Below are 13,238 nucleotides of genomic sequence, written 5' to 3'. Positions count from 1 at the left end.
ACCTGATTTATATCAAAGCGATTTATATCAGAGATAAAGGCCTGAAATTACAGTGCTGCTTCGTCAGTTTCACCCGTACGGATACGGATGACGCGTTGCAATTCTGCAACGAAAATTTTGCCATCGCCGATCTTGCCGGTGTAGGCCGCTTTGCTGATCACGTCGATCACTTCATCCAGCTGATCATCAGCGATAGCAATGTCGATTTTTACTTTTGGCAGGAAGTTCACGCTGTATTCCGCACCGCGGTACAACTCAGCGTGACCTTTCTGACGGCCGAAACCTTTAACTTCCGTTACGGTCAGCCCCTGAATTCCAACAGCAGACAGTGCTTCACGCACGTCTTCCAGCTTAAAAGGTTTGATCACCACAGTAACCAGCTTCATATTGCCACTCCTCGAATTAAGGGCTTGCCGCGAGAAACCTCGCGCCCGATACGGAATGGTTAAAGCAAAGGGTGTGCCAGAGTTGAAATCACGTAAATATTCATGCGATTCCCGCGTAATACGGCATTTTCAGATTATTCGTGACCCGGCGCACAGTTGTGGGGCCGTATTCAGCCTGACCCCATGCGCACCATTAAAGTGCCTGTCGCTGCTTTTTAGTGCAGAGAAAGTCAGCGGAACGTTTTGGATGCATGAATCAGGTGCGTGAGACGCGAAAAGGAGGGATTAAACGAACAGTAAGAAATGAACTGGCGCAGCAATCAGGCTGCGCCAACTGAAAGATTATACGTTTTCTGTTGCTGAAATAACCGCACCCGTGGATGCCAGTTCCTGCCCTGCGAGCTGCAACTGATACATCTGATAATAACGGCCTTTTTCAGCCAGAAGCTGGATATGGTTACCTTGTTCAACCGCCTGGCCCCGATGCAATACCAAAATATTATCGGCATCGACAATCGTTGAAAGACGGTGGGCAATCACCACCAGAGTGGTTTGCTGACGGATAGCCCGCAACGCACGCTGAATTGCCTGCTCGGTTCCGGAATCAATATTGGCCGTTGCCTCGTCAAGGATCAGAATCTCAGGCGCCTGCACCAAAACGCGCGCCATCGCCAGCAACTGTTTCTGGCCCACGGAAAGATTATTCCCCTGCTCACCCAGACGCGTATTCAGCCCTTCCGGCATTTCACGCACCAGCGGCGAAAGCTGCACGATGTCCAGCGCGTGCCAGACCTGAGCTTCATCAATGTCCCGCCCCAGTGTCACATTGGCGAACACCGATTCCGCCAGCACCACCGGATCCTGCTGAACCATTGCGATACCTTTACGCAGGCTGGTATGCGAGAGGTCAGCAAGATTGCGTCCGTCCACGCGAATCTCACCTTTATTGAGCGGATAATATCCCATGAGCAGATTCGCAAGCGTGCTTTTCCCGCTACCGGTATGCCCGACCAGCGCTACAAACCCGCGCGACGGAACGTGCAGGGAGATATTTTCCAGCACCCATTTGTCGGGCAGATAAGCGAAGCTGACGTCCCTGACTTCAATTTCTCCGCTGGTGAGTAATTTGTCGTCCGGACCGTATTGCTGCTGGGTTCTGTCCATCAAATCAAAAATACGCTCACCGGCAACGACCGCCTGCTGCAAAATAGATTGCTGCGAAGTCAATTCGATTAGCGGTTCGTTGAGGCGCCCGAGATAGTTAATGAAGGCATACAACACGCCCACACCAATAGAGCCTTCGGCACTGAATCCGAAAAGCAGCAACAAACCGCACAGGATCAGCGATGAAAACAGACTGAGCAATGGACGCAGCAGAAAACCTTCCAGCCTCAGCGTTTGCATACGCGCCATGTAGTGCGACTGGCTGGCACGCGTGAGGCGTTCGCCGAATCTTTTCTGCTGACGAAATTGCTGGATGACGTTCATGCCATTAATGACTTCGTTAAACCCGTCATTAATGTCCGCCAGATAAGCGCGCACCTTGCGGACAACCGGCGTGCTGTAGACCTGATACAGCCCCATCACGACAAATACTGCCGGGAAAATGCAAATAGCCACGGAAGCCAGCCGCCAGTCGAGGCTGAACATCGCGATCAACATTGCGCCAATCAGGGCGATGCTGCGCAACACTGTCGACACCACGGTCACGTATAAATCGCGGATCACTTCGGTATCATTGGTTACGCGGGAAATGAGCTGCCCGACCGGCTGGGTATCGAACGCACTGAGCGGCTGCCGGAGTGCGGCGTCCATGACATCGGTACGCAAACGCTGGACCACGCCCACGGCGGCACGGTTAAACAATAACGCCTGAAAATAGTGCAGGCTTGCGGCAAGAAATTGCAGGAAGATAAAGCAAAGTGCCAGCAAGCTGACTTTCCCCCACGGCAACTCCCCTTTCGCGACATAGTGATCAATAAAGAAACTGATCAGAATAGGCCCGGTCACTTCCGCCGCAGCGGCAACCCACAACATCACGACAGCATAGGAAAGTGGCTTGCTGTAGGGTTTTCCGTATTTGAGAAGTCGTTTAAGCGTTGGCCACAACTTCTGAATTTTATTCGTTTTTTGTTCAGCCACGTTGTTCCGTCTCCATTTCCTGCGGCACGTCGTCCAGCGCAGCTTCAAGCTGCTGATAGCGGAACATATCCCGGTACCAGCCGGGCTGCGCTACGAGCTGATCGTGATCGCCACGTTGCGAAATACTTCCATGGCTGAAGACCAGAATTTCGCTCGCTTCGGTCAGGGCTGAAAGGCGGTGTGCGCTGATAATCACCGTGCGGTCACTTCCCCACTGCCGTAAGTTATGCAGGATCTGGTGTTCCGTACGGCCATCAACTGCCGACAGCGCATCGTCAAGGATCAGGATTTCTGCTTTCATCAGCAACGCACGGGCGATGGAAATACGTTGTTTTTGCCCGCCGGAAAGCATTACGCCGCGCTCACCGACTTCGGTTTCGTATCCCTGGGGCAACCGCAGAATATCGTCATGTACACTTGCAAGCCGCGCCGCTTCTTCAATTTCTTCCTGAGTGGCTTCCGGACGACCCAGCGCAATGTTTTGCGCCACTGTGTCGGAGAACAGGAAAGGTGTCTGGCTGACAATCGCCAGGCGCGCGCGCCAGTCGTCGAGCTGAATTTCTTTAAGAGATAACCCGTGATAGCGCACGTCACCTTCTGTGACGTCAAACTGACGTTGGAGTAGAGCCAGAAGCGTACTCTTCCCGGAGCCGGTCGGGCCGCACAGCCCGAGCATTTTGCCCGGCTCCAGGGTGAATTCAACAGCATTCAGTGCAGACTGATTATTTTCAGGATATTGGAATCGGGTTATCTGAGCCTCGAGTACGGCCCGGCCAGCCGGTAGCGGTTTTGTTCCGTCACCCACCGCAGGGGCTTCCTGCAACAAACTGCGGATACGGCTGTAAGCCGCACTTCCGCGTTCCACGATATTAAACATCCAGGCCAGCGCCAGCATCGGCCAGATCATCAGCCCGAGATACATCACAAAACTGGTTAATTCGCCGAGCGTCAGGTGCCCGTTGACCACCATCCAGCTCCCGCCGCCAATCGCCAGCAGGTTTGCCATGCCGATAGACACATAAATGGTCGGATCAAAACGCGCATCAACACGGGCAACGCGCATGTTTTTAGCACCGGTATCTGCCGCAACATCGGCAAACTGCGAAGACTGATGATTTTCCAGCCCAAAAGCTTTGATCATCCTGATACTGGTGAGGCTTTCCTGCGCCTGATCATTCAGTGAGGAGAACGCCGCCTGCGCCGTTTTGAAACGGGAATGCAGCTGGTCGCCGTAACGCTTGATGATGATCGCCATCACCGGCATTGGCACCAGAGAAAGTAGCGTCAGTTCCCAGCTAATCTGCGTTGCCATTACAATCAGCACCGCCAGCCCCATGACCAGCGAATCCACCAGCGTCAGAACGCCCTCGCCGGCTGCAAAGACCACGCGGTCAACGTCGTTGGTCGCCCGGGCAATTAAATCGCCAGTACGATGACGCAGATAAAAGGCCGGATGCTGGCGGCTGAGCTGCCGGAAGAAATCCTGTCGCAGTTCGACCGCAAGCTGATAGGAGGCTCCGAATAACAGCACGCGCCAGACGTATCGCAACAAATACACCACAACAGCCGTGCCCAGCATCAGGCCAAGCCACGCGAAAAGCACACTGGCAGACATTTGTTTTGACGTTACGCCATCAATAATTACGCCAACCAGCTTGGGTGGCAGTAATTGCAGGATGGCAATAATGATCAGCAAGCCAACGGCACCCAGATACCGGCGCCATTCGCGTCGGAAGTACCAGCCTAATTGTGCAAACAATCTCACTCAGCGTTTTCCATACAAATAATAATGATTTTATTGAGTTAAACAGGTTTCAGAAACCCTGTTTTCTCTTCAGGACGACAAGGATACCAGAGTTAACATGCGTTTCTGATGAAACTTTTTACTGCAACTTTTGCATTAAATTGGCAATGCGGTGGTCGATTTTATGCGTTCCATCGCAAAACTTGAGGTCACATCGTTCAGTCCTGGAATGCCGTTCACAAGCCGCTTGTAAAAGTTGTCGTAGCTTTTCATATCGGAAACCTGAACCTGGAGTAAATAATCGTATTCCCCTGCCATACGGTAAAATCCGAGCACTTCGGGAAAGGCTTCCACCTGCTGTACAAATCGCTGATACCACTCGCTGTTGTGATGCTGAGTTTTAATCAGTACGAACGCCGTCAGGCTCAGCCCGAGTTTTTCACCATCCAGCAGGGCGACTTTTCCACAAATAATGCCGTCGTCTTCGAGACGTTTTATCCGTTTCCAGCAAGGCGTTGTGGTGAGATTCACCGCCTCAGCCAGTTCATTCAGAGAAAGCGTGCAATCCTTCTGCAACAACGACAACAGTCTGATGTCAATTTTATCTACCATAAGGCACTCCGGGAGAATATTTTTCTACAACACGCGCAGTTCATGGGTTAAAGGGTAACCTATTTCTCTGCCGCTTGCGTTATTCTTAATCCCACAAAACTTCTTCTGCGAGCTCTCATTATGCAAAACGCCTGGGTTAATCACGCTATCAAAGAAATCGACGCGGATTTTCAGCGTTCAGCCGATACACATTTAATTCGTCTCGCCCTGAATGATTTCCCCGGAATTTCGCTATATCTGAAAGATGAAAGCACGCATCCGTCCGGCAGCCTGAAACACCGTCTGGCGCGCTCCCTGTTTTTGTATGGTCTGTGCAACGGCTGGATACGTGAAAATACGCCGATCATCGAGGCGTCGTCGGGCAGTACGGCTATTTCTGAGGCCTATTTCGCGCGCCTGCTCGGCCTGCCTTTTATTGCCGTGATGCCTTCCTATACCGCGCCTCGCAAAATTCAGCAAATTGAATTTTATGGCGGCCGCTGCCACTTTGTTGAAAACTCCGGTCAGATTTATGCCGCTTCCGAACAGCTTGCCCGTGAACTGAACGGGCATTACATGGATCAGTTTACCTTTGCTGAGCGCGCTACCGACTGGCGGGGAAACAATAACATCGCTGACAGTATTTTCCGCCAGATGTCCCGCGAGCCGCATCCGGTACCGCGATATCTGGTGATGAGCGCCGGAACAGGCGGCACCTCCGCCACTCTGGGACGTTACATCCGTTATCAGGGACATAACACCGAACTGGTGGTGGTCGATCCGGAAAACTCAGTATTTTATGATTACTATCAGCAACGTGATGCAAGCGTAACCGCGCAATGCAGCAGTCGTATCGAAGGGATTGGCCGCCCGCGCGCCGAGCCTTCTTTTATTCCCAGCGTCATCGACAGCATGATGCAGGTGCCTGATGCGGCCAGTGTCGCGACGCTTCACTGGCTGGAAAAAGTGCTTGGCCGTAAAGTGGGCGGTTCAACCGGAACAAATGTCTGGGGCGCGCTGCAACTGGCTAAACAAATGCGAGAAAATGGCGAGACAGGTTCAATCGTTACGTTACTTTGCGACAGTGGCGAACGTTATCTGAATACCTATTTTGACGAGAACTGGATCGCGAAGAACATCGGGGATATTTCGGTGTACGCACAGCAGCTTGAAGGTCTTAGCTGAGGTTTTAGATTAGCCAACGCACCAGCAGTTTGAATTATAAAGGAAAAAAGCCGGGACAGATAATCCCGGCTTGCTGCAAAACCTTAATATTCGGGGGAATAGGTGAGGTTTGGTGTGTGCAGCCAGTGTTGCAAAAAGTGAGACACCGCCTGATTCCGGCAATGCCCGATAACTTGCAGATGCGGCGATTGTTCTTTCAGTACAGGCAATGCATTGCCCATGATCAGCCCCATTCCAACGCTTTCCAGCATTTCCCTGTCATTCATCGCATCGCCAAAGGCCATGCATTCAGACATTTTGATCTCAAGCCCCGCCGTCAGAAGTCCCAGCGCGCTGCCTTTGTTACAGCCTGCAGGTTGTACATCCAGGCAATCATGCGCCGAAAAACACAGGTCCAGACGATTGCCGAAATGCGCTTTCAACTGCGGAACCAGTTTCAGCAGGGTTTCATGCGGTGCGCAGAAACACACTTTGCTGTTGCCTGCATCGGGCAATGTGCGCAGATCCTGCAAATGATAACGGAAACCGCTGAACTGATGCGGGATCAGCAAGTCGGGATCGTCCAGAGCGGTAAACCAGCCGTCGTCACGAAAAACATGCTGACTCGCCGGTGTATCCCAGGCCGTGTGCAGCAATTCATGCGCACAATCTTCCGGTAAATCACTGGCGTGCAGTAAATGCCCGGACAGGTCATGAATACGCGTGCCATTGCCGGTAATCAGAAAACCTTCCATCCCGATATTGGCCAGAATATCTTTCATTTCAAGATAATGGCGTCCGGTGGCGAAGGTGAGACGCATGGGTTTTTCTGCCAGCTGGCGCAGCGTTGCCAGCGTTTTCTCGCCCAGGGTATGGTCGGGTAAAAGAAGAGTGCCATCCATATCGAATGCAGCTAAACGGTACATATTTCCTCTCTGGGCGGGAATGATTTTCACGTTCAAAGTATGGACTGCGATTTGCGGAACTAATAGTGAACAGTTTATGAATACTCTTCCGGGTTTAGTTCACACTTTGGTTTTCGGCCCCGCGCCATCGGTAAAAGTCTGCGATATGCTGAAGTGAATCCCGTACCAGAAAAATAAGGTTCCGTATTTTCCATGCGATTGCAAAACCGGCTTAATCAATACCAGCGTCTGTACGTGAAAACAGGGCAGGAACCCGTTTTACTGACTGTGACTGAACTGGCCGATATTTTCTGCTGCAGCGAACGCCACACGCGGACATTGCTGAGCCATTTTAAAGATGCGGGGTGGATAAACTGGCACTCACAGTCCGGTCGCGGAAAACGCGCGTCGTTGTGCTGCCTTAAATCCCCCGAGGATTTGCGCGGTGCTTATTTGCAGGAGTTGCTCAAAAACGGCGAGCATTCGGCAGCTTTGCAACTCAGTCAGCTGGACCCGACACATCTGAATACCCTGCTTGCGCCGCACCTTGGCGGACAATGGCAGGAAGATGCGCCCACGTTGCGGATCCCGTATTACCGCCCTCTCCAGTTTCTGGATCCCTTAACGCTGACCGGCCGCGCGGAACAACACCTGGCGCATACCATTCATGCCGGTTTGACGCACTTTGTCCCCGGAAACCCGACGCCGCAGCCGGATCTGGCCCATCACTGGCAAATCAGCAATGACGGCAAAACCTGGCAGTTCTTTCTGCGCAGTCAGCTTTTCTGGCACAACGGAGAACCGCTGAAAACATCGCAACTGCTGACCCGCTTTGAGCAATTGCGCCATTCAGCACGGGGGAAACACAATCTGGCATCTGTGATCCAAATATCTCAGCCACACGCACAGTGCCTGCAATTTGATCTCGACACCCCCGATTACTGGCTGGCGCACCGGTTTGCCGATCTCAATTGCCTGCTCTCGCATCCTGAAAATCCGCACATCGGCGCGGGGCCTTTCCGGCTGACGCATTTTTCTCCCGAACTGGTCAGGCTGGAACAACACACGCTTTATACCCTGCAACATCCTTATCTTGCGGCGATAGAATTTTGGATCACGCCGCAGTTATTCACGCAAAAGAATAATGTGAGCTGTCAGCATCCGGTGAGGATCATTCTGGGAGAAGAGGAAGAATTGTCGCGCGTCAAACCGGTCAGACGCAGCACCAGCCTGGGGTTTTGTTATATCGCCACCAATCTGCGGCGGGGCGTTCTGAATGAAGCTCAGGCACGGAAAATTGTCCGGCTGATCCAGCGCAGCGGCATGCTGGATAATCTTCCGATTGATCATGATCTTGTGAAAGCCAGCAAAGAAATGCTGCCTGGCTGGCCCATTCCTTTGCATGACGATACCGACGTTCCCCTGCCGGAAAAGCTGAGGCTCCTGTTTCATCCGCCGGTGGAATTTGAACTGGTCGCTCAGGCTTTGCAGCAAAAACTGGCTGATCAGGGCTGCGCGCTGGAAGTCGTTTATCACGAGGGGCGTTTGTGGGAAGACGGTGAACTGTTGAAATCTGCCGATCTGCTGCTCGGCGATCGTCTGATCGGTGAATCGCCGGAAGCCACGCTGGAAAACTGGTTGCAGCAGGATCCGCTCTGGCTGGAAATTTTACGCGAAGATGATCTGCACAATCAGCAACAGCGCCTCCTCCATATTCAGCAAATTCCGCTCGAAAACCGTCGCGCCGATGAACTGTGCGATCATTTTTATCAGTGGATGCAAACCGGGATCGTGACGCCTTTATTCAATTATCAGTATCAGGTCAGTGCACCGCCGCGGATCAGCGGGGTTCAGCTCACGGCGTGGGGCTGGTTTGATTTTTGTCAGGCCTGGGTTCCACCGCCTTTGTTATCCGAAAACGCGTGACCGAGCTGTTTCGCTACACTCTGACGTTAAAGAAAAGTACCATTAACCTAATTTTACTGCGCCGGACGCAGTCGGTTTCGTAATACAGGTAAACAGAATGAAAAGAGCAGTGGTGGTTTTCAGCGGCGGACAAGACTCAACAACTTGCCTGATTCAGGCATTGAAGCAGTATGACGAAGTTCATTGCGTCACGTTTGATTACGGCCAGCGCCATCGTGCTGAAATTGAGATTGCACAAAAGCTGTCCGTAGAATTAGGTGCCCGCGCACACAAAGTGCTGGATGTGAATTTGCTCAATGAACTGGCAGTCAGCAGCCTGACGCGCGATAACATCCCCGTTCCTAACTTTGGCGATGAAAATGACGGCGGCCTGCCGAGCACTTTTGTTCCCGGCCGTAATATTTTGTTCCTGACACTGGCAGCAATTTATGCCTATCAGATCCAGGCAGAAGCCGTGATTACCGGCGTTTGTGAAACTGACTTCTCCGGTTATCCGGATTGCCGGGATGAGTTTGTCAAAGCGCTGAATACGGCAGTCTCGCTGGGTCTGGCGCGCGATGTGCGTTTTGAAACCCCGCTGATGTGGCTCAATAAGGCCGAGACCTGGGCGCTGGCAGATTACTATCAGCAACTGGATTTGGTGCGTCACCAAACGCTGACCTGCTATAACGGCATTGCGGGTGATGGTTGCGGTGAATGTGCGGCCTGCCATTTACGCGCTAACGGCCTGCAACAATATCAGCAGGATAAGGACGGCGTTACCGCCAGCCTGAAGAAGAAGACCGGTCTGCGTTAACAGCCAGACGGCAGAGTTTTATGACGGGCGGCCTGAAAGCTGCCCGTTTTTGTTTTTCACTTTGCAATCGTGAATCAGTCGTTCTCCAGTTCCAGCTCGCGTAGTCTTTCCAGTAACTCACCTTCCAGTGGCAACGCTTTTTGTGTCCGCAGATCGATACACACGAATGTCAGCGTCGCATCTGCAACCACTTCACCTTCACAGGTCACCACTTGTTCGAGAACCCCGCTTCGCCCGTTAAGTTGCTGCAGGCTGCTGTCGATACGCAGAACATCACCGAGCACCGCGGGTTTGCGGTAATTGATATTGATATTCACCACGATGAAAGCGATTTTGTTTTCGCTCATCCACTGGAAACCGGACTGGTTATCCAGCCATTCCCAGCGCGCGGTCTCCAGAAATTCAAGGTAACGTGCGTTGTTAACGTGCTGGTAAACATCAATGTGAAAACCGCGAACTTTAATAAACGTATGCATAGTGGTTAAAAAACTCCTGATAATCGCCTGAGGCATACAACCAAACTGGTCAGATGTCTTTAGAGATTAGCAGAAGAAAACGGCGGCAACCGTTCAGGAATTGCCGCCGCGACATCCGTCACAGTTTCAGAAGGTCCTTGTTACGTTCAAACAGTGCAGCGCCGATCCCCGGCACTTCGCGCAGCTGTTCGATGTCGGTGAATTGCCCAAGTTCCTCACGGTAGCTGATAATGGCCTGCGCCTTTTTCATCCCTACGCCATTCATCACTTTGGCAAACTCTTCCGCTGTTGCGGTATTGATGTTGACGGTACTTTCATCTGTCACCGCCACCTGTTCCTTTTTCACCTGCGGGCCTGAGACTTTGCCCGCTGCTGTCACGGGCGCTGCCGTCGTGGTTGCCACGCTACTGGCAGCATTCGGTGCCGCCTGCAACATCACCGGTAAAGTAGAAAGCCCCAAAGCCAGAGCCAACGAAAGTGAAGTAATGCCTAATTTTTTCATGCTGTATCCTCCATGTGTTTGACAGCACGGAGAGAGTGCATCAGGGCGAAACAGCGAACAATGGGCAACTTTCAAATATGGAAAAGGCCGCGAAAGCGGCCTTTGTTTGTTGCAACGCGTTGCAAAACTTTGCGGCGTTTACTGGTTTTGTGCGGCTGAACCGTATTTGATTTTTGCTTCCTGACGAAGATTTGTCAGCAGCGCATCAAAGGTCACGTTCGAGGAGGTCTGTTGCATCTCCTGCGTGAAACGTGCCACATCGGCTTCAGGCACAACGCCAGGTGTCACACCAGTCAGTTTGACCAGAACGCTGTTACCTTTGTCATCCTGAGACAGGCCATAAACCGGCTGGTCTTTTTGCGGGTGCGGTAATGCGTAGACGTTTTCTTCGAACGCAGAAGGCTGCTGGCTGCGCTGTACTTTCTGTACTGCGCCAAAGCTCAGACCTGCGGCTTTCATCGCGTCATCGCCTTTACCGTCTTTAAGAGCGGTCAGCAGTTTCTCACCATCAACACGCGCCTGATCCTGTGCTTTTTGATGTTTAAGCATAGCCGTCACCTGATCTTTCACGTCAGCGAACGGTTTAACCCCTTCAGCTTTATGCGCATCGACACGCACCACGAAGGCGCGATCTCCGTCTACGGTGATGATGTCAGAGTTGCTGCCCGGTGAACCGTCCTGACCAATCAGACCGCCTTCAAAAATCGCCTGCACAACAGGTTTAAAATTAATACCTGCGGGGATTTGATTCTGAGTGAACCAGTCGGTATGAACCGCTTTGGTTCCTGCAACCTGCTCAGCAGAAGCTAAAGATTCGTTATCATTGGTCGCGGCTTCGCTGACTTTTTGTTGCAGCGCGTAGTAAGCATCCAGTGATTTTTCCTGCTTCAGCTTGTCGGTAATCGTGTTACGGACTTCAGCCAAAGGCTTCACCTTCTCAGGCGTCACATCTTCAAGGCGCAAGATGAAGAAACCGCTGTCAGATTTAATGACGCCAGACACCTGACCTTTCGTGGTCAGATTCGCGTTTTTAAATTCTGGCAGAGTTGTTTCAGGTTCCATCCAACCCAGATCACCGCCTTGTTTTGCACTCAGTGCATCGGTCGATTTGGTTTTCGCCAGCTCTGCGAAATCAGTGCCTTTCGCCAGCTCTGCTGCCACAGCGTCGGCATCAGCCTGAGTATTCAGGACGATAACGCTGTAACGACGACGTTCCGGCTGACCGAATTCATTTTTGTGCTGATCGTAGTAAGCGCTGATATCCGCGTCAGTCACGTCAGTTTTGCCCTGCATCGCCGCTGCATCCATTTCGATGTAGCTGATCTTGACTTGCTCAGGGGAAATAAAGCTGTTTTTGTTCTGGTCGTAGAAAGCCTGTAACTCTGCGTCAGTGACCTGCTGCTTGGCCGCCAGAGCGTTTGTGTCCAGCGTGGCCGTCTGTACATCGCGGCTTTGCAGGATCAGTTCACCCAGCGATTTGCTTTCTGCTGGCAGAACAAAATCGGACTGACCGAAGGCTTGTTCGAGCTGCTGGCTGATCAGCTGGCGTTTCATCAGCTGTGCAAAGTTATCCGCGGTGTAACCCATGCTCTGGATGCTTTGCAGATATTTAGCGTTATCGAAACGGCCATCCGTCTGGAATTGTGGGGTCGCAAAAATCACGTCTTTGATCTGCTGATCGCTGACGGCAATGCCTAATTTTTTGGAATACTGATCCAGCAAAGTGACGTCAATCAGATTGCTCAGGGATTCCTGACGCAACTGCTGCATATAACCTTCGCTGCCTGCCAGCGCAGAGAATTGATCACCGAGCTGTTGCTGCAGACGGTTCCGCTGATTCTGCACCGCCTGCTCTAGCTGAGCACGCCCGATTTCCTGACCATTCACTTTCGCTGCATAGTCGCCTGAACCGCCGACCAGGTAGTTGCCCACCCCTGTCAAAATAAAGGACAGAATAATCAGGGCCAGAATGATTTTGAGCACGACGTTATTGGAAGCCGCGCGTAAATTGTCCATCATAGTGAGGCAACACTCCGCTGTAATAAAAAAAGCGCACCGTTTTCGATGCGCCTTATATCTTACCTTACCAGCCCGATGACGTCAGGTTATTGTTTAACAACCAGACCTGAATGAAAAAGCATCAGTAATGCCCCTCATACAGTTTCGACGTCAGTCAGCAGGTAATTAACCGTTAACGGCATCTTTCAGCGCTTTACCTGCACGGAAGCCAGGTACTTTAGCCGCTGCAATACTGATTTCTTTACCGGTCTGTGGGTTACGGCCGGTACGTGCTGAACGTTCACGCACTGAGAAAGTACCAAAACCAACCAGAGCTACTTCATCCCCAGCTTTCAGGGTGTCAGTGACAGATGCAAGAACAGCATCTAAAACACGTCCCGCTGCGGCTTTAGAAATATCAGCACCGGCAGCAATTTTGTCGATCAATTGTGACTTATTCACTCTTTTCATCCCCTCTTAAAATTCGATCATCACGGCGCATTTTCCCTACGGACGTGACCGCGCTGCTGTTATATCAATCTTGTCAGGGCTATGCAAGCGACTGAAAGCAGCCTGAAACCTTCTGACAGTTGACTAACTTAACGGCA

The 13,238-nt window shown here is 51.9% G+C and carries 12 protein-coding genes; 3 read left to right on the top strand and 9 right to left on the bottom strand.

What is annotated here, in order from left to right:
- Positions 1-47 precede the first annotated feature (47 nt).
- The 4 genes from glnK to KWG64_RS00120 form a co-directional block, all read right to left on the bottom strand.
- A complete protein-coding gene (gene glnK, locus KWG64_RS00135; RefSeq protein WP_009639071.1) occupies positions 48-386 on the bottom strand; it encodes a P-II family nitrogen regulator in 339 nt (112 codons plus the stop codon).
- 342 nt (positions 387-728) lie between these two features.
- The gene (locus KWG64_RS00130) at positions 729-2,528 is read right to left on the bottom strand and encodes a SmdB family multidrug efflux ABC transporter permease/ATP-binding protein (RefSeq protein ID WP_218520596.1); all 1,800 of its coding nucleotides are present in this window, start codon (positions 2,526-2,528) and stop codon (positions 729-731) included.
- Complete coding sequence (locus KWG64_RS00125; protein ID WP_218520595.1) at positions 2,521-4,293, bottom strand: SmdA family multidrug ABC transporter permease/ATP-binding protein; 1,773 nt, start codon at positions 4,291-4,293, stop codon at positions 2,521-2,523. The genes KWG64_RS00130 and KWG64_RS00125 overlap by 8 nt, the downstream gene beginning before the upstream one ends.
- Before the next feature lie 135 nt (positions 4,294-4,428).
- Entirely contained in the window at positions 4,429-4,884 is a 456-nt protein-coding gene (locus KWG64_RS00120; RefSeq protein WP_218520594.1) for an Lrp/AsnC family transcriptional regulator, read from the bottom strand.
- A 120-nt stretch (positions 4,885-5,004) separates the two neighbouring features.
- Between KWG64_RS00120 and KWG64_RS00115 the strand changes: the two genes are divergently transcribed.
- Positions 5,005-6,048, top strand: a complete 1,044-nt coding sequence (locus KWG64_RS00115; RefSeq protein WP_218520593.1) for a PLP-dependent cysteine synthase family protein — start codon at positions 5,005-5,007, stop codon at positions 6,046-6,048.
- An 83-nt stretch (positions 6,049-6,131) separates the two neighbouring features.
- On the opposite strand, the gene cof is transcribed toward KWG64_RS00115, so the two are convergent.
- The gene (cof, locus tag KWG64_RS00110) at positions 6,132-6,953 is read right to left on the bottom strand and encodes an HMP-PP phosphatase (RefSeq protein WP_218520592.1); all 822 of its coding nucleotides are present in this window, start codon (positions 6,951-6,953) and stop codon (positions 6,132-6,134) included.
- Between the two features lie 192 nt (positions 6,954-7,145).
- On the opposite strand from cof, the gene KWG64_RS00105 reads away from it, so the two are divergent.
- Positions 7,146-8,858 carry an SgrR family transcriptional regulator gene (locus KWG64_RS00105; protein WP_218520591.1) on the top strand — a complete coding sequence of 571 codons (1,713 nt, stop codon included), beginning with the start codon at positions 7,146-7,148 and terminating at the stop codon, positions 8,856-8,858.
- A gap of 97 nt (positions 8,859-8,955) precedes the next feature.
- Positions 8,956-9,654 (top strand): 7-cyano-7-deazaguanine synthase QueC, encoded by a 699-nt coding sequence (gene queC / locus KWG64_RS00100; RefSeq protein WP_218520590.1) that lies wholly within the window; start codon positions 8,956-8,958, stop codon positions 9,652-9,654.
- Between the two features lie 74 nt (positions 9,655-9,728).
- Here the strand turns inward: queC and KWG64_RS00095 are convergent, their stop codons facing one another.
- The 4 genes from KWG64_RS00095 to hupB all read right to left on the bottom strand — a co-directional run bounded on the left by KWG64_RS00095 (position 9,729) and on the right by hupB (position 13,092).
- On the bottom strand, positions 9,729-10,130 hold the full coding sequence (locus KWG64_RS00095; RefSeq protein ID WP_195823647.1) for a YbgC/FadM family acyl-CoA thioesterase: 402 nt from the start codon (positions 10,128-10,130) through the stop codon (positions 9,729-9,731).
- 118 nt (positions 10,131-10,248) lie between these two features.
- A complete protein-coding gene (locus KWG64_RS00090; RefSeq protein ID WP_218520589.1) occupies positions 10,249-10,632 on the bottom strand; it encodes a helix-hairpin-helix domain-containing protein in 384 nt (127 codons plus the stop codon).
- A gap of 138 nt (positions 10,633-10,770) precedes the next feature.
- On the bottom strand, positions 10,771-12,651 hold the full coding sequence (gene ppiD / locus KWG64_RS00085) for a peptidylprolyl isomerase (protein WP_218520588.1): 1,881 nt from the start codon (positions 12,649-12,651) through the stop codon (positions 10,771-10,773).
- Between the two features lie 165 nt (positions 12,652-12,816).
- Positions 12,817-13,092 carry a nucleoid-associated protein HU-beta gene (gene hupB, locus KWG64_RS00080; RefSeq protein WP_013576637.1) on the bottom strand — a complete coding sequence of 92 codons (276 nt, stop codon included), beginning with the start codon at positions 13,090-13,092 and terminating at the stop codon, positions 12,817-12,819.
- Positions 13,093-13,238 lie beyond the last annotated feature (146 nt).

It is taken from the genome of Rahnella sp. PD12R, assembly GCF_019200965.1.
Lineage (GTDB): Bacteria > Pseudomonadota > Gammaproteobacteria > Enterobacterales > Enterobacteriaceae > Rahnella > Rahnella laticis.
The sequence above is the reverse complement of the archived record's forward strand: the minus strand, read 5'-3'. Positions and strand labels throughout refer to the sequence as shown.